At 70.7% G+C, this 15,500-nt stretch carries 17 protein-coding genes and 1 pseudogene; 9 read left to right on the top strand and 9 right to left on the bottom strand.

Features of this window, described 5'->3' with window-relative positions:
* The 4 genes from ESG85_RS27515 to ESG85_RS27500 all read right to left on the bottom strand — a co-directional run.
* On the bottom strand, window positions 1-380 hold a 380-nt coding region (locus ESG85_RS27515), incomplete at its 3' end, for a transposase family protein (RefSeq protein WP_164986195.1).
* A gap of 126 nt (window positions 381-506) precedes the next feature.
* Window positions 507-1,814: a tyrosine-type recombinase/integrase gene (locus ESG85_RS27510; RefSeq protein ID WP_128983850.1), complete on the bottom strand. Its 1,308-nt coding sequence runs from the start codon at window positions 1,812-1,814 to the stop codon at window positions 507-509.
* Window positions 1,814-2,005 carry a helix-turn-helix domain-containing protein gene (locus ESG85_RS27505; protein WP_128983848.1) on the bottom strand — a complete coding sequence of 64 codons (192 nt, stop codon included), beginning with the start codon at window positions 2,003-2,005 and terminating at the stop codon, window positions 1,814-1,816. Before ESG85_RS27505 ends, ESG85_RS27510 begins: the two co-directional genes overlap by 1 nt.
* On the bottom strand, window positions 2,002-3,699 hold the full coding sequence (locus ESG85_RS27500) for a replication initiator (RefSeq protein WP_128983846.1): 1,698 nt from the start codon (window positions 3,697-3,699) through the stop codon (window positions 2,002-2,004). Before ESG85_RS27500 ends, ESG85_RS27505 begins: the two co-directional genes overlap by 4 nt.
* A 322-nt stretch (window positions 3,700-4,021) precedes the next feature.
* On the opposite strand from ESG85_RS27500, the gene ESG85_RS27495 reads away from it, so the two are divergent.
* The 6 genes from ESG85_RS27495 to ESG85_RS27470 all read left to right on the top strand — a co-directional run bounded on the left by ESG85_RS27495 (window position 4,022) and on the right by ESG85_RS27470 (window position 6,799).
* Entirely contained in the window at window positions 4,022-4,450 is a 429-nt protein-coding gene (locus ESG85_RS27495; protein WP_246095321.1) for a winged helix-turn-helix domain-containing protein, read from the top strand.
* Window positions 4,451-4,894: 444 nt separating this feature from the next.
* On the top strand, window positions 4,895-5,278 hold the full coding sequence (locus tag ESG85_RS27490) for a type II toxin-antitoxin system RelE/ParE family toxin (protein WP_128983844.1): 384 nt from the start codon (window positions 4,895-4,897) through the stop codon (window positions 5,276-5,278).
* A complete protein-coding gene (locus tag ESG85_RS27485) occupies window positions 5,275-5,613 on the top strand; it encodes a helix-turn-helix domain-containing protein (RefSeq protein WP_246095320.1) in 339 nt (112 codons plus the stop codon). The genes ESG85_RS27490 and ESG85_RS27485 overlap by 4 nt, the downstream gene beginning before the upstream one ends.
* A 14-nt stretch (window positions 5,614-5,627) precedes the next feature.
* On the top strand, window positions 5,628-5,864 hold the full coding sequence (locus ESG85_RS27480; protein WP_128983842.1) for a helix-turn-helix domain-containing protein: 237 nt from the start codon (window positions 5,628-5,630) through the stop codon (window positions 5,862-5,864).
* 169 nt (window positions 5,865-6,033) lie between these two features.
* Window positions 6,034-6,438 carry a polymorphic toxin type 27 domain-containing protein gene (locus ESG85_RS36305; protein WP_128983840.1) on the top strand — a complete coding sequence of 135 codons (405 nt, stop codon included), beginning with the start codon at window positions 6,034-6,036 and terminating at the stop codon, window positions 6,436-6,438.
* 1 nt (window position 6,439) lies between these two features.
* On the top strand, window positions 6,440-6,799 hold the full coding sequence (locus tag ESG85_RS27470) for a hypothetical protein (RefSeq protein ID WP_128983838.1): 360 nt from the start codon (window positions 6,440-6,442) through the stop codon (window positions 6,797-6,799).
* A 198-nt stretch (window positions 6,800-6,997) separates the two neighbouring features.
* On the opposite strand, the gene ESG85_RS27465 is transcribed toward ESG85_RS27470, so the two are convergent.
* The 3 genes from ESG85_RS27465 to ESG85_RS27455 are packed head-to-tail and all read right to left on the bottom strand — an operon-like array spanning window position 6,998 to window position 9,370.
* Entirely contained in the window at window positions 6,998-8,266 is a 1,269-nt protein-coding gene (locus tag ESG85_RS27465) for a tyrosine-type recombinase/integrase (RefSeq protein WP_128983836.1), read from the bottom strand.
* Window positions 8,263-8,448: a helix-turn-helix domain-containing protein gene (locus ESG85_RS27460; RefSeq protein WP_043432604.1), complete on the bottom strand. Its 186-nt coding sequence runs from the start codon at window positions 8,446-8,448 to the stop codon at window positions 8,263-8,265. Before ESG85_RS27460 ends, ESG85_RS27465 begins: the two co-directional genes overlap by 4 nt.
* Complete coding sequence (locus tag ESG85_RS27455; RefSeq protein WP_181019133.1) at window positions 8,441-9,370, bottom strand: replication initiator; 930 nt, start codon at window positions 9,368-9,370, stop codon at window positions 8,441-8,443. Before ESG85_RS27455 ends, ESG85_RS27460 begins: the two co-directional genes overlap by 8 nt.
* On the opposite strand from ESG85_RS27455, the gene ESG85_RS35155 reads away from it, so the two are divergent.
* Together ESG85_RS35155 and ESG85_RS27445 are read left to right on the top strand one after the other, a co-directional pair.
* Window positions 9,338-9,772, top strand: coding sequence for a hypothetical protein (locus ESG85_RS35155; RefSeq protein WP_164986330.1), 435 nt, complete (start codon window positions 9,338-9,340; stop codon window positions 9,770-9,772). The two genes, ESG85_RS27455 and ESG85_RS35155, sit on opposite strands and share 33 nt — an antisense overlap.
* Window positions 9,773-9,952: 180 nt before the next feature.
* On the top strand, window positions 9,953-10,630 hold the full coding sequence (locus ESG85_RS27445) for a DUF5701 family protein (RefSeq protein WP_128983832.1): 678 nt from the start codon (window positions 9,953-9,955) through the stop codon (window positions 10,628-10,630).
* Window positions 10,631-10,749: 119 nt separating this feature from the next.
* Here ESG85_RS27445 and ESG85_RS27440 read toward each other — a convergent pair.
* Together ESG85_RS27440 and ESG85_RS36715 are read right to left on the bottom strand one after the other, a co-directional pair.
* Window positions 10,750-11,919 (bottom strand): annotated as a pseudogene (locus tag ESG85_RS27440) (collagenase); the annotation flags it as partial.
* Window positions 11,920-12,654: 735 nt separating this feature from the next.
* Window positions 12,655-13,431 carry a PIG-L deacetylase family protein gene (locus ESG85_RS36715; protein WP_281288087.1) on the bottom strand — a complete coding sequence of 259 codons (777 nt, stop codon included), beginning with the start codon at window positions 13,429-13,431 and terminating at the stop codon, window positions 12,655-12,657.
* Window positions 13,432-13,608: 177 nt separating this feature from the next.
* Between ESG85_RS36715 and asnB the strand changes: the two genes are divergently transcribed.
* Window positions 13,609-15,426 carry an asparagine synthase (glutamine-hydrolyzing) gene (asnB, locus tag ESG85_RS27430; protein ID WP_128983830.1) on the top strand — a complete coding sequence of 606 codons (1,818 nt, stop codon included), beginning with the start codon at window positions 13,609-13,611 and terminating at the stop codon, window positions 15,424-15,426.
* Window positions 15,427-15,500 lie beyond the last annotated feature (74 nt).

Here is a 15,500-nt window from a genome sequence, read left to right as displayed (position 1 = left end):
CCGTGCCTCTTGTGCTTCCCCGAGTAGTAGGGCTGGTCCGCGGCGATCCGGTCGATCGGCAGCAAGGTCCCGTCCAGCAGCACGAACGCCTTCGACGATGCGGCCCGGACCGCCTCCGCGAGAGTCGGCGCGAGAGCGGCCAGGACCTCGACGGCCTCGGTGATGTACCGGTACGCGGTCGTCGTCCCGATGCCGAACCCGGCCGCCAGCTGGGCATACGGGTGGCCGTTGCGGAGATGGGCAAGAGTGAGCAGCGCCTGCCGGCCGGCACTCAGGCGCCGCCAGCGGGTACCGAGCTCCCGGCGGCGCTGACGGAGCTTGGCGGACAGGAAGCGCAGGGCGGAGCTGGACACGTCGACGCCCGACGGGTAGACAAGCACACGAAGCCTCTGGTGGAGACGGATTTCTTAGTCGAAAACCCATCTACCAGGGGCTTCACCCGTCTGTCAGCCCAACCGCCCCTCCTGGCCGACAGGTTGGAAAGAGCTCAGTAATTGACGGCAACGTCAGCGGACGAGTGAGGCGCAGGGTGGCGATTCGTCGCCGTCGAAGCTGCCCGGCTCGGTGGTCTCCCGGCCGCCGAGCGCGGTACCGAGGGCGTCGATGGCGTCGCGTTGGAGGCGGAGTCGTACGTGGGCGTAGACGGTGGCGGTGACGCCGATGTGGGCGTGGCCGAGGAGTTCCTTGATTACGACGAGTTCGATGCCCTGCTCCAGGAGCAAGGTCGCGGTCGAGTGCCGGAGGTCGTGGAAGCGGATGCGGCGGAGGCCGGCCTTGCGGAGAAGCGTGAGGAAGGCGCGGGTGAGGTTGGTCGGGTCGATCGGTCGGCCCTGCGCAGTGGTGAACACGTGCCCGTCGTGCAGCCACGTCGTGCCCGCGGCCTCGCGCTCGCGCTGCTGCTGCTTGTGGTGGAGCTTCAGCGACTGGACGCAGCGGGTGGGAAGGGCGATGCGGCGCTCGGAGGCCCGTGTCTTGGTGGGCAGCGTGGTGAGCCCGCCTGCGGCGGTGCGCTGAAGGGTGCGGCGGACGGCGGCGGTGCCTGCGTCGAGGTCGAGGTCTGTCCAGTGCAGGCCGAGCAGTTCGCCCTTGCGGAGTCCGGTGTGGAGGGCGAGTTCGAACAGGGCGTGCAGCCGGTGGCCTTGGGCGGTGGTGAGGAGTCGGCGGGCTTCGTCGGCGGTGAGGGGTTCGAAGCGTCGGGGGCGGGGTGTGCCGGTGCGGACGTTGCGGGCGACGTTGCGCGGGATCTCTTCCTCGCGCACGGCGTGCTCCAGCGCGGACTTGAGCACCGAGTGGATGTAGGTGAGAGTCAGCGGGGAGAGCAGCTTGTGGCAGCACTGGCCGGCGGCACAGCAGCGGGACTGGTTGCGCCGGGCGTCGATGCCGCGCGTGCAGCACTGGCAGGTGGTGCGGAGTTGGTTGAGCCAGGTGCGGACGTCCTTGGCGGTGAGCTTGGCCATCTTCTTCTTGCCGAGGCCGGGGATCAGGTACCGGTGGACGCACGTGGTGTAGCGGGTGTGGGTGTTCTCACGGAGGTGGTGGGCGGCTACGTTCTCCAGCCAGTACGTCAGGTAGGCGGCCACGCTGCCCTGCGCGGAGGGGACGGGGAGGCCGCGGTTGCTGGCGGCGATCTTCTCGGTGAGCTTTGCCAGGGCGTCCTTGCGGGTGGTGCCGTAGACGCGGATGCGCTTGCGGGTGTTGCCGGGGGCGAGGACGTATCCGGCGGCTTCCCAGCGGCCGTCCTTGCGCTGGTAGACGGTTCCGTCGCCGTTGGCGCGCACGCGGCGGGAGGTGTTGGTGTCTCGGGGCGTGGTCATCAGGCGGCGGCTTCCTGGTCGAGGCGGGTGCGGATGAAGTCGGCCAGCGCGTGAGCGGGGATGCGGCGGGCGCGGCCGAGGGTGATCGAGGCGAGCTGGCCGGAGCGGAGCAGGTCGTAGACGGCGGAGCGGCCGAGCTGGAGGCGGGCCATGACCTGGGGGACGGTGAGGAGTTCGGTGCCCGGGGTCACGCGACGGCTCCCGTCCGGTCAGCGTCGGACGGCTGGCCACCGGAGTGGCCGGGGCCGTCTGGTCGCCGTCCGTCGGGCCGGGCAGGCCGCTTGGCTTCCAGGAGGTTCGCGAGGTGGGCAAGTTCGGGCAGGAGGCCGGTTCCCGCGTACTGCCAGTGCGAGATGACGAGGGTCGTGTCCGCGTTGCCGCGCTGACCGGCTGTGGCGGCACAGTGACCGGCTCGGTGACCGGTGGTCAGGTCACTGCGGTCATCGCGGTCAGCGTGCCGGTCTGTGACCGGCTGCCCGCCGGTGGGCAGGTTGCTGTCGGCGGCCGTTCGCTCGGCGCGCGGGCCGACTGGTGCCGGAGCAGCGGTGTCAGCTTGGGGGGTGTGCCAGGCGGTGCGTTCGGTGCGGAGGTGGGTGAGGGTGGTGGAGTAGTGGCGGGTGCGGGTGGAGAAGTGGCCTCGGAAGCCGAGCATGTGGGCCCACTGCCGCAGGCGGAGGTGGGCGTGTTCGGGACGGGTGGCGAGGTGCCAGGCGGTGTGGATTATGCGGCGGGCGTGGTCGGTGATGTCGTACTGGGCGAGTTCGGCGAGGAGGCGGAGTCGGCGGTCGAGGGTGCCGGTGGTGGTCTCGGCGCCTTTGGTGGCGTACTTGGCGATGTAGGCGGCGACGTGCCGGTCGGTGACCAGTGCGTCGCCGGTGAAATCGGTGCCGCGGATCGGCCGGACGTCGATCTGCCGCCCGAACCGGAACACCAACCAGTCAGCTCGGCCACCGACCGGAGCCCCGGAGGGCTGCCGCGACTGGCCTTCGTGCGGGACGCGGGTGCGTGTGGCGGCGGCGCGTACGGCGTGGTCGAGGAGTTGGGTGGTGGCCCAGGCGGGCGGGGTGCTGGTGGGTCCGGTGGGTCCGTCGAGGCGGATGACGGCGTGGAAATGGACCTGGCCGCGCTTCTGGTACTCGGCGACCTTGGCGTACGACAGCGTCGCGTGGTGGCGCAGGCTGCGCTGGGTGAGTCCGGCGGCTTTGGCGATCTCGCGTCGTAGGTGGGTGGTGAAGCGGGCCCACAGGGCCGGGGCGTGGGCGTTCCACAGCACCGCGCCCGCGTAGTCGTAGCGGTCGGGGTCGAGTGGGGTGCCGAGGAGCGAGTCGTTGTCGGGGTGAGTGTGGCCGCAGTGGCAGCGGCCGGTGCCGTCGGGTTGGTTGTGGACGGGGCCGAAGCCGGGTGCGGTGAGGGTGGCGAAGACGCGGGGGTGGGCTGCGACGCTGGTGGGGACGGTCTTGCCGCCGCGCAGGCCGGCGGCGATGAGCTGGTAGGTGTCGTAGCGGTAGACGGTCGAGCAGGCCGGACAGCGGGTGGCGCGGCGGTTGCCGCAGCGGACCAGCAGCTCGCCCGCCGGGAGCCGGCTGGAGTCGAAGTGGTCGAGGATCTCGCCGGTCGCGCTGTCCAGATGGGTTCGGTGCCCGGTGAGGCGGATCGGGTGCGCGCAGCCGCCGAGTCCGGATATCTGCCGCGCGAGGGGCGCGAGGTGGCCGGTGGCGGCGAGCTTCGCCAGCCTGGCGGTGAGCCTGGCGCGGCGCTCCAGCCTCGACCGCCCTGCCGCCGAGGCGGTGGCGTCCGCCGGGCAGGTCGGCGTCGTGAACGCTGACGACGGACGCGAGGCGGCTGGAGCGGTTGCGGAGTACGGGAGTTGGAGCTGTGCGGGCATGCGGAACGGGGCCTTTCGGCGGGAGCGCGGAAGCGGTACGGCGCGGGGCGGCGTGGGCAGGCCGAAGTGATCGGCTCACAGGGGAACGGGGCGCCTCGAAGTCGGGCGCGGGGGCCGGACCAGTGGGGGCTTGGTCGGCGGGGCGCGGTGGTGATCACCGGCGGGTGCGTGACGTTAACATCGCCCCACGGGCGCATTCAAGTGCATCCCTCCTCATTCCTTTCTGTGGGTGCGGGACGCGGGTAGTGTGGGGCCGGTTTCCCGGTTTGGACCGGCCGGAAATAGCTGGTAGAGGGCATGGAAAGCGGGGGTGGCAGGCGTGATGACGACGCGGCGCGGGCGCAGGCCGGCGGCCGGCGGGGTACCACTGACGTTCGAGGTCATCGCCGAGACCCTGCGGGAGCAGATCCGCTCCGGACGATTGAAGCCGGGGGACGCGCTGCCGACGCAGACCGCGTTGATGCGGGAGTTCGGGGCCTCCAGCTTGACTGTGCAGAAGGCCATGGCCCTGCTGAAGCAGGAGGGGTGGGCGGTCTCGCGCCCCGGCAAGGGTGCCTTCGTCGCCCACCACGACCACGCCGCCGACGACGCTGATGACCTCGACGGCCCCGAGGTGACCGCACCTGTCACCGGGACGGCGGCCCGCGTCGAGGTGCTGGAACGTGCGCTGGCCGAGGCTGCTCAGCAGATTGCCGACCTTCGTGGCCGCGTCGAGGCCCTGGAGTCAGGCGGCGGTGAGCGGGGCCGCTGACCCACCGTGCCGGGACGCTGGTCAGGGCTGGTCAGGGCGGTGCGTTCAGATTTTCTCTACGAGGTTCAAGGCGGGCCCGCCCGCCAAGGCTGGCCGCCGTCGCCGACAAGCCCCGCCGTCTGCTCCCGCGATCACGCGCTGCTGGACGTACCGAGCCGACGCGGCAGCCGGGCTGCGGGAGCGCGGCAACCGGGCAGGTCGTCGGGATGACCGAAGCCGGACTCCTGGCACAGCAAGCTATCGCCTACGACCGTCCTACGGCCGGATCGCAGGCAAGGGCCGACCAGGGGGCCGACCCTTCACGCGCGTCGCGCAGGCTCGCCGAGGGCGGTGGCCGCCACCGCCTCCAGCGGGGGAGCGACGCCCAGGCGGCCCACCCCCGCCCCGGCCCCCGCGCCGCCAAACTGGGCGACGCATCAGCCCGGCCCATATATCATCGGCGCTATGGACAGCGGGCGGTACTCGATCGAGATCGAGCCGGAGGTACGGCTGTGGCTGGAGAACATTCCGGCCCATCACTACAAGCAGGCCGAACGCGTTGCTGACCTGCTCGCCGAGCAGCCCACCACGCTCGACGAACCGCACTCCCGCCATCTGGGCGGCAAGCTCCGCGAGCTGCGCTTCCGCCTCGGCGATGCTCACCAGCGCATTACCTACTGGCTGGCGCCCGGCCGACGTGTCGTGCTGCTCACCGTGTTCCGCAAGACCAAGATGCGCGAGCAGGCCGAAGTGGACCGCGCCCACGCCGCACAGCGATTGTGCGAGGCAGAGCATGAAGCCGCCGCCGAGCACGACCACTACAGCCGCAACCTCAAGGAGAACCGGTGAACCACAGCGAATGGAGGACCCGTCGCCACCGCCAGCTGCTGGGCGAACACCTGGACGCTGACCCCGAGTACGACCGGGTCTACGAAGAGGCCGGCCTCGCCATGACCCTGGGCAAGGCCGTCTACGACCGGCGTAAGCAGCTGGGCCTGAGCGAGGCCGACCTCGCCGAGCGCATGCACGTCGACGTCGATGACATCGAAGGCATCGAGACGGCCACCGAGCTGCCGCCCATCGCGGTCATCATGCGCCTGGCCCGCGCACTGGACCTCACGGTGGACGTGCACCTCGCCGGCGGAGACGAGCCCACCGTCACCATCGCCGCCCCAGCGGCCTGAGGCGGGGAGGAACCATGCAGGACCCGCCTTCCGCGCTCGCCCGTGAGCTCGGGCAACTCGTCCACGCCCGGCGCATCGAGCTCGGGCTGTCCCAGGCCGAGCTGGCCGAGCGGTGCGGGATGAAACAGCCGCAGATCTCCCGCTTCGAAGGCGGCGGGACCGTGCCCACGCTTCCCCTCCTGCGCCGCCTGGCTCAGGCTCTCGGCGCCGACCTGACCATCAGCCTCACCCCGCACGACAAAGCCGCTTGACACGCATTCGGAATTCCTGGAATTCCCCAGGCGGTGTAGACCGCTGACGGCAGTAGTGACGGCAACAAGCGCGGACGCCAGGGCACAGCCACGGACGTCGGCGGAGCACGAAAGCGCCGATGGCCTGCGAAAACGCAGGCGGGGAGGGGTTGCGTAGCACACGTACTATGTGCTGGCGGGTGATACTCCGGTCCTGGTTCACAATTCCGGTGGGTGTCCTACGGATGTGGCATTGGGGACTCGTAAGCATGGCCTCAGAGATTTTGCGGATGGTAAGGGGTACACCCACTATCTGGATAGTGACATTTGGGAGGCCCAGGTTCGTGCGGCTGCCCATAATCCAAACGTGAGACTCCATGTCCGACTGGATGGATTCAGTGGGTCTAATCCCTCCGAGCAGTTCGCCAGTGCTTACAAGAATGGTAGTGGTGGCAATTGGTTCGCGACGGAGCGGGAGATGTATCACGTCGGCAAGGCTGTACGAGTCGGAGACCGCTCTTGGGATAGCATCACCTTCTATCGCGGCGGAGCCGAAGTGAAGGTTCCGATGCCGGGCTTTCTTTCTGGAGGGTGAGTTGGGGAAGATCGTTGAGTGGAATCGTGAATTCCAGGTCTGGCAGTACTCTGTCAGTCACTCCACGCTGCTGCTGCGCAGTGTCAATGTGGAAGGATTCAATACCCGGTTGGATGTCGCCTTCATGGCGGTCGAGCTGATGCATTTGCAGCCTGACTATAGCCACCTGGAAATCAGCGAGGCGAACAATGAAGAGAGGGAGCAGATCCTGGGGGCTCAATCGTCCGATAGTGCGACTGGAACGCTCTATCTCCTCAACGGGGGAGAGGGCTACGTTCTGGCTCGAAAGTGCTCGTGGCATGAAGATCTTGGAGATCACCATGCTCCTTCCAAGTTCGGTCCGCTGCGAGGTACGGAGTAGACCTTCTTGACGAGATCTTGAGATCGGTCAGAGTTTTGGCCGAGCGGGAAGCGGAAGCCATCTCGAAGGTTTTGCAACTTGAAACCTTGGCCTGCCCCGCATCAAACTCGCAATGTTCTCGCAGTGAATGCACATGTGCCCCATCAGCAAGAGCTGGTGGGGCACATGTGTCGCTTGACGGCAACGGTGACGGCAACGTCAGCGGACGACGACTCCGGCAGGCGGAGCGTCGGGGTCATCGTCGGTGGGGCAGAGGGCGTTGCCGAGGGTGTCGATGGCTTCACGTTGGAGGCGGAGTCGGACGTGGGCGTAGACGCCGGCGGTGACGCCGATGTGGGCGTGGCCGAGGAGTTCCTTGATCACGACGAGGTCGACGCCTTGTTCCAGGAGCAGGGTCGCAGTCGAGTGCCGGAGGTCGTGGAAGCGGATGCGGCGGAGTCCGGCCCGGTTGAGGAAGCTGCGGAAGCGGCGTGTGAGGTTGGCCGGGTCGAGAGGCCGTCCGGTCGGCGTGGTGAAGACGAGGCCGCTGTCTGTCCAGGCCGATCCTGCTGTCTCTCGCTCTTTGTCTTGGCGTTCCTGGTGCTTCTTGAGGGAGCGGAGACATTCGGTGGGGAGGGCGATGCGGCGTTCGGATGCGCGGCTCTTGGTGGGCAGGTGGGTGAGGCCGCCGGTGCGGGTGCGCTGGAGTGAGCGGCGGATGCTGGCCGTTCCGGTGGTGAGGTCGAGGTCTTCCCAGTGGAGGCCGAGGAGTTCGCCTTTGCGGAGTCCGGTGCGGAGGGCGAGTTCGTACAGCGCGTGGAGCCGGTCGGCGAGTGCCGCGTCGAGGAACTTGCGGGCCTCTGCCGCAGTGAGCGGACGGAAGCGCCTGGGCTGGTGCGTGGTGGTCTTGACGTTGCGCGCGACGTTCCGGGGCAGCTCGTCTTCGCGGACGGCGTGTTCCAGTGCTGACTTGAGCACCGAGTGCACGTAGGTCACGGTCAAAGCGGACAGCTGCTTCTGGCAGCACTCGCCGACCGCGCAGCACTTCTTCCGTTCGGTGTCCAGCCCTTGGGTGCAGCACTGGCAGGTGGTGCGGAGTCGGTCGAGGAAGGTGCGGACGTCCTTGGCGGTGAGCCGTGCGATTTTCTTGGTGCCGAGTCCGGGGATGAGGTGGAGGCGGACGCAGGCGGCGTATCGGGTATGAGTGTTCTCGCGAAGCCGGTGAACGGCGACACTGCTGAGCCAGTACGTCAGGTAGTCACCGAGCGTGCTGTCAGCAGTGGCGACCGGCAGCCCGCGGTTGCTGTCGGTGATCTTCTCGGCGAGCCTGTCGGCCGCATTCTTGCGGGTGGTGCCGTAGACGCGGACGCGTTTGCGGGTGCCGTTGGCGGCGAGGACGTAGCCGGCGGCTTCCCAGCGGCCGTCCTTGCGCTGGTAGATGGTGCCTTCGCCGTTGGCGCGGGCCTTCTTGCGCTTGGGGGCGGTCATCGGGCGGCCTCTTCCAGGTGGTGCTGGACGTAGTCAGCGAGGGCGTGGGCGGGGATGCGGCGGGCGCGACCGATGGTCAGGGAGGCCAGGCGGCGGGTGCGCAGGAGGTCGTAGAGGGCGGAGCGGCCGATCTTGAGGCGGGCCATTGCCTCGGGGACGGTGAGGAGTTCGTCGTCACGCACGAGTCGCTACCTCCTGCTCGCCCGTCGGGCCGCCGTGGATGAGTGCGGCGAGGCGTTCGAGGTCGGGGGTGAGGCCGGTGCCGTCGTAGGCCCAGTGGGCGATGACGAGGGTGGTCGGTGAGGGCGGAGGGGTGTGGCGGCGGTGCCAGGCGGCGCGGGCGGCCCGGAGCGCGCTGAGGGTGGTGGAGTAGGCGCGGGTCTTGGTGGAGAAGTGGCCGCGGAAGCCGAGCATGTGGGCCCACTTGCGCAGGTTCAGGTGCTTGAGTTCGTCGCGGGCGCCGAGGGCCCAGGCGGTGCGGATCATCCGGGCGGCGTGCTCGGGCACGGACTCGAACCAGAGATCTGTGATCTTCTTCAGCCGGTGGTCGAGGGTGCCGGTCGCGGCTTCGGTGCCCTTGGTGGCGTACTTGGCGACGTATCCGGCGACCTTGCCCTCGGTGATCGTGGTCCCGCCCTGGAAGGCGGAGGACCGGATGATCCTGGTGTCGATCTGCTCGCCGAAGGCGAAGGAGCGGGCGCGGCCGTTGATCTCCGGTCCGTCGATGCGGGCGCGGGTGGCCGCGATCCGGATGGCGTCGGCGAGGAGTTCGGGGGTGGCCCAGGATGGCGGCGGGGTGTGGCTGCCTGCGGGGCCGTCGAGGCGGATCACGGCGTGGAAGTGGATGAGTCCTCGCTGCTGGTATTCGGCGACCTTGGCGTAGGAGACCCGGACGACCTTGGAGAGCAGGCGTTGCGGGAGTCCGGCTGCGGCGGCGAGGGTGCGGCGCAGGTGGAGCATGAAGCGGGCCCACAGGGTGGGGGCGTGGGCGTTCCATAGCACGGCGCCGGTGTAGTCGTAGCGCTCGGGGTCGAGCGGGGTGCCGATGCGCGGGTCGTCCTTGGTATGGGTGTGTCCGTAGCGGCAGCGGGCGGAGCCGCCCACGCGTCGCCCACCGTGCTCGCGCTGGAGGCCGGTTCGGAGGCCGACCTCGCCGAGCTGAAGGACTCCGCCAAGTACGCCGGTCGCACTCCGTACTACCTGCGGTACAGGTACACCAAGACGGAGGAGGCAAAGGCGAGTTGGTCGGGCGCGCTGGAAGTGCACGGGGACGGTGGACCACTGACGAAGCTCAGCGTGCTGCCGTCGTTCGAGGCGAGCGGCGACCCCGACGATCCCCTGCACGTCCGCACCTTCGAGAAGTGCGAGGAGAGCACCGGCTTCGACGAGCTTCCGACGGGCGGAAGCGTGGAGGGCTGCCGCATCTTCCTCACGGACAAGGGCGGCGGCGCCCCGAACGACGTGACGTGGGTGGACGGCAACAGGACGCTCGTCATCTGGAAGTAGGGCTGGTCGGGGCGATGCCGACGGCGCCGGGGCGACGGGGTGACGGGGTGACAGGGTGTCCGGGTGTCGGGGTGTCGGGAAAACAGCGGGCGCGGTCGGGAACAAACCCGGTCCGTGTCTCGTTCGAGTCCTGGCCGATCGATTTCGGACCATGGACGACGGACGACTTCTAGGAGTGCCTTGACCGACGCCCCCTCTTCCGCTTCCTCCTCCACCACCTCCCCGCTCTCTCCGCTGCCCACCCTCGCCGACCAGGCCGAGAAGCTCATCGAGCTCGGCGTGCACGAGCTCGCCGGGCTCACCGCCGACGAGGTCCGCGCGTACGTGGACGGCGCCGGACCCGAGGCCGGGGGCGCACTGCTCGCCGTGCATCCCGGTCGCGTGCCCGCCTCCGCGCTCGCGCCGTTGCTCCGGCGCGAGGGCAAGCCCGGGTTCGTCGTCGTCGACATGCCCGACGTGGACGACTTCGCGCCGTACACCGTCGAGCTGCCCGACGCCCCGCTCTACCTCGTCACCGGGGTCGACCGCGGCGACCACATGGCCAACTGGAGCCCGGAGGAGGCGCTGCCGGCGATCGAGAAGGACGGGCGCAGCCCGCTCACGCTCGCCGAGGGCATCCACTGGGTGCTCCAGCAGCCCGAGGCCCTGGAGCGCAACCGCTGCTTCATGACCATCGGCTCCCGGCTGCGCAAGCCGAACGGCTCGTACGACGCCCGTACGCCCGCCATCTGGATCAGCAACGGCACCGGCCGCGACGGCCGCGAGCGGCGCGACGCGCCCAAGGTCGGCTGGTGCTGGTGGGGCAACCGCCACACCTGGCTGGGCTTCGGGTCCACGGCCGGCCGCCGGTCGCGGTAGGCGCGGGCACCCCGGCCCCGCACGCGGACGGCGTGCGGGGCCGGGGATGCCGCCAAGGATGCGCCAAGGCGGGCGTCACGAAGGCGGTGCGTCGCTACGGGCTCCTGCGTCCGGTCCGATCAGCCCCGTAGGGGGCCTTCGCAGCTGTACGCGGCCGTCGCCGTCGTTCCCGTCGCCGCGATCGGGCCGAACCAGCAGTTCATGTCCGCGAAGTTCGTGCCGCTGGTGAGGGCCGATTCGATCAGGGTCCGGTCGACCGCGGCCGTGAACGCCCCGAACACCGCGTCGCCGTCGGCCGTGCCGGACACCGCCGTCGTCAGGCTGCCACCGCACACGAAGCGCCGGTTGCTGCCCGTGTCGCCGGTGTCCGTGCACTGCGGCGCGGTGCCGGAGGCGGTGGCGAGGGCGGCGCGCACCTGGTCCGCCGTGCCGTGCGTGAGCGTCCCGGTCGGCTGGAAGGTCGTCGCGGGCACGTACAGCTGCTCGACGATCGCGATCTGGGCGTCGAGGAAGGCGTCGTACGCGTGCTGGACGGCGGGGTCGGCGCCGAGCCGGTTCCGCCAGGCGTCGAATCCGGTCACGTCGCCGGCCCGCAGGAAGCCGTACATCGACCGGAGTTCGCTCGGCCGCTCCCACCACAGGAACTCGAAGAACGTGCCCGCGTAGTCGTAGAAGCGGAAGCCGTCGCCCTCGTAGGTGGCGTGGAGCAGCTGGTCCACGGTCATGCGCGGGCCGCCGGTCGCCGTGTCGTCGATGACGCCCTGAACGAGGGAGCGGCGCACCCGAATGCCGTCGTCGCGGGTCGCGCCGTCGAAGAACTCGGCCGTGCCCTCGTCCATCGCGGTGGTCCGGTCGCCGCTGTACCAGGGGCCGGAGCCGAAGGTGCCGGGGACCGCGAACCGTCCGTTGAGGTAGTGCGCGTACTCGTGGCGGAACAGCTCCTCCAGCGTGAGGGAGGAGTCCTCGGGCACCCGCCGCTGGTAGGTGTAGAAGGTCGCGCCGTCCTCGATGTACATGCCGCCGTTGGCGGTGCTCAGGCCGTAGAGGAGGGTTTGGTACGCGACATAGTCGGCGCGGGAGGCGTAGAGGACCACGTTCAGGGTCGCGTTGGTGTCGCCGGCGAGCGGCGCGTCGGTGCCGACGACGCGGTGGAAGTGCGCCTTGACCTGCTTGCTCGCGTAGTAGAGCTGGTCGACCGTCGTCTTGTCGAGCGCGGTACGGACCCTCAGCGCGCCCTTGTCGTACACGTAGGTGTACGGGAAGAGCCGGGCCTCCAACTCCGCTTTGCATTTGGGCGACTTGCAGGGCTTCGAACCGCCCTGGTCGGTTACCGGGCGGGTGGCCCGGCGCTCGGCGTGGTCGTACGGCGAACGGTGACTGTTGCCGTTGCCGTTGCCGTTGCCCTTGCCGTGGACGGAAGCCGACGCGGACGCGGTGGTCGGGGTGAGGGCGACGCCGGTCGGCACGGGTGCCGCCGTCGCGGCGGTGGTGCCGGGGAGGAGCAGTGCCGCCGCGCAGGCGGTGGCGGTGACCGCGGCTCTGAGGAGCACGCGCACGGGTCTCGGACGGGACAACAGAGGTCTCCTGTCGTGAGGACGTGAGGACGTGAGGGCGGGGTGCGTTGAGCGCGTGGGGACGTGGGGACGTGGGTGCGTCGGATGTCAGGGGTGGGGAAGGCCGGCCTGTCAGTGCCGCGTAACATAGCAATGTGAAATTGCATTGAATAGCCCTTGGAGCCAAGGGAGGTGGACACCCCGTCCGCAGACGTGAGTGCGGCCGCCGCGCGCGTGGGGCGCGCGGCGGACCGGTGGTCCCAGGCGGCGATCCCGCGGTACGGCCCGACGTGTCGGCCCGCTCGCCCCGGTGGCCCCGGTTGTCCCGGTGGCCCCGCTCGCCTCGATCGCCCCGAGCGCCCCGCTCGCCCCGAGCGCGCCGGTCGCCCCGAGCGCCCCGAGCGCGCCCGGTCGGCCCGGTTGCCCGGGCCGCCCCGGCCGGCCGGCCGCTCCCGCCGGTTCGTTCCCGCCTCAGTCGATGTGCACGATCTGGAACGCCTCCGCCATCCGGCCCGGCGGCAGTCCGCCCGCCCTCGCGTGTTCGCTCAGCCAGTCGCGCAGCAGGCCCGCCAGGTCGTCGAAGTGGGCGGTCTGGGAGGTGTGGATGCGCAGGGCTTCGACCTTGCGGTCGAAGACGGGCGTGACGTCCACGTACTGGTTCGGGGTCGGGCCCGTCATCAGCCACAGTTCGTGGACCGTCCACGGCTCCAGGCCCTCCTCCTTGAGGAGTTCGGTGTGGGCGAAGGGGTTGCGGGCCTCGGGGTAGACCGCGCGCAGGCAGGCCTCGCCGACGGCGCGGTGGTCGGGGTGGAGGTCGGCGGCGCGGGCCCAGTTGATCTCCGGGGACGGGACGATGCAGCGCTGCGGGCGGACCTCGCGGATCACCCGGCACAGGTCGCGCCGCAGTCGGACGTTCGCCTCGACGAAGCTGTCGGGGTAGCCGAGGAAGCGGACGTCGGCGACGCCGCTGAGTTTCGCCGAGTGGACCTGTTCGGCGCGGCGCAGGTCCGCCATGGCCTGGCGGGGGAGCATCGGGTCGTAGCCGCCGGCGCCGCCGTCGGTGACGATGCAGTACGTGACGCGGGTGCCGCGCGCGATCCACTGCATGACGGTGCCGCTCACGCAGAACTCGATGTCGTCCGGGTGTGCCGCCACCACCAGCAGTGATTCCGGCGCGCTGCGGTCGGTCGGCTCGGGCGGCTCCGGCAGCTCCGGCTCCGGAAGGTCGGTCGTCGCGAAGTCCTCCATGGGAACAGCCTGTTGGGCCGCGAAGTGCGCCGCAAGGCCGACTCGTGGCGTGAACCCGACATGGCACTTACGCGCCAGTCAAAAACTTGGTAGATTCAAATCATTGGGTGCGACATGTGAACACGGTGAACAGAGACCCACTCGTAGCGCGTAGAGAGAGACCGGAGGCGACCGCCCATGTGCAGGATTCTCGGCTCCTTCGCCGCGGGGGCGGGCCGACCCGACCCTGCCGAGCTGGCGGCCGTCTCGGCCCGCCAGCGGCACGGAGGCCCCGACGAGCACCAGGTGCTCAGCGGCCCCGGCTGGTCGCTGGGCTGCGACCGGCTCGCCGTCACCGACCCGTGCGGCGGCACGCAGCCGTACCGGCTGCCCCACCTGCCCGGCATCCTCGCCGTCCTCAACGGCGAGATCTACAACCACGACGAGCTGCGCCGCCGCCTCGCCGCCCGCGGCCACCGCTTCCCCGACCGCTGCGACGGCACCCTCCTGCCCGCCCTCTACGCCGAGTACGGCGCGGCCTTCGCCGAACACCTCGACGGCATGTTCGCGGTCGCCGTGCTCGACCTGCGCCCCGGCAGCACCCAACTCGTCCTCGCCGTCGACGACATGGGCATGAAGCCGGTCCACCTCCACCACGACCCGTACGACGGCTCCACCCGCTTCGCCTCCGAGATCCCGGCCCTGCTCGCCTTCGAGGGCGTGCGGATCACGCCGCGCGAGGACGCGCTCGACACCCTCCTCGCCACCCGCACCTCGTACGCGACGCACACCGCCCTCGACGGCGTCTCCGTCCTCCCGCCCGGCGCCACCGCACTCGTGCGGCCCGGCTCCGCGCCCGTCGTACGCCGCCGCGCCCCGTACGCGGGCCCCGGCGCCCGGCCCGTCGGCGACACCCAGGACGTACTGCGCCACGAGGTGCGGCGGCTCGCCACCGCCGACGTGCCCGTGTGCGCCATCACCAGCGGCGGGCTCGACTCCGGGCTCGTCACCGCGCTCGCCGCCGAGCACCGGCGCGAGACGGACGCGCCGCCGCTCCACACCTTCCACCTCACCTACCGCGGCAAGTGGCCCGACTCCGAGGCCGCGTACGCGCGGGCCGTCTCCCGCCGCGCCCGGACCGTCCACCACGAGGTGAGCATCGACCCGGGCGAGATCCCCTCGCTCCTCACCCGGACGGTGCGCCACCTCGGGCAGCCCAACGCCGACCCGATCGCCCTCTCCACGTACGCGCTCTTCCGCGCCGTCCGCGAGAACGGCTTCACGGTCGCCCTCACCGGCGACGGCGCCGACGAACTCTTCGGCGGCTACGACCGGATGCGCGCCGCGCTCACCGCGCCGCCCGGCGTCGACTGGGCCGGCGCCTACGCCGACGCCCTCTCGGCGGCGCCCCGGATGCTCCGCGAGCACCTGTACACGAACGCGTACGCCGCCTACATCGCCGACCACGGCTCCGCCGCCGACCGCGTCGAGGGCGAGCTGCGCTCGGCGGAGGCGGCCGGGACGGACCGGGCGACGGCGCTGAGCGCGTTCGAGACGCGGTGGCGGCTGCCCGCGTACCACCTGCGACGGGTCGACCACCTGTCGATGGCGTGGGCGGTCGAGGCGCGGCTCCCCTTCTGCCAGCCGGGCGTCGTCACCCACGCCCGCGAACTCCCGCCCGAGGTCCGGCACGGCAAGCGCGCGCTGTACGAGGCGGGCGCGGAACTGCTGCCCGCGTCCGTCCTGAACCGGCCCAAGCAGCCGTTCACGCTGCCGATCGCCGCGATGCTCGCCCCCGGCGGCCCGCTCCTCGACACCGTCCGCGAGCTGCTGTCCCCGGCCCGCCTGGTCCTCGGCGGCAAGATCCGCGCCGACCGCGTCCACCGCCTCCTCGCCCGCCACCTGGAACGGCCCAACCAGCACATCGCCCTCGCGCTCTGGGCCCTCGCCGTCCACGAGCTGTGGACGGAGGTCGTCCAGGGCATGCGGATCCCGGTGGGCTGTGCGGCGGCCTGAGGAAGCCGCCGCCGGCCGGCCCCGCACCGCGCCCGAGGCGACGGCGTGCGCCGGGCCCGGCGGGCCCGCGCCCG

This window comes from Streptomyces roseicoloratus (assembly GCF_004117935.1).
Classification (GTDB): domain Bacteria; phylum Actinomycetota; class Actinomycetes; order Streptomycetales; family Streptomycetaceae; genus Streptomyces; species Streptomyces roseicoloratus.
This window is presented reverse-complemented; position numbering and strand designations above follow the sequence as displayed.